Raw genomic sequence first — 328 nt, forward strand, 5'->3', positions numbered from 1 at the left:
TACTTAAAGAGCTGACCTTATAATTTCTGAAATAAGAAATACTATTATTTGTAATACCATTGTATAACGAAAAATTAATTTTATTGGGATTGTCTTTAAAATAGTCGCTTAGAATTTCGGTTCTAAAAAGAAGATTTTTGAAAGCGTCCTTAATTGATTTTTCACTAACGCTATTACTAAGAGAGCCAGATCTCTGGAAATTGTAGTGATAAAAGGTATCATCTATTTTCTCAAAGCCCTTTGCATATAATTTACATTTAAAAAGAAAGACTGTATCCTCTTTATATGAAATTTCTTCAGGAAAATTTATATTATATTTTGTTAACAG

Annotated in this window: 1 protein-coding gene; it reads right to left on the reverse strand. The window is 26.5% G+C overall.

Annotated elements, in window-relative coordinates; translation table 11 throughout:
* Window positions 1–328, reverse strand: a 328-nt coding sequence (locus H6A60_RS12920; RefSeq protein ID WP_205105267.1) for a hypothetical protein, incomplete at both ends; no start/stop codon positions are given.

The sequence above is a fragment of the Sutterella massiliensis genome, from assembly GCF_016899755.1.
Classification (GTDB): Bacteria; Pseudomonadota; Gammaproteobacteria; order Burkholderiales; family Burkholderiaceae_F; genus Sutterella; species Sutterella massiliensis.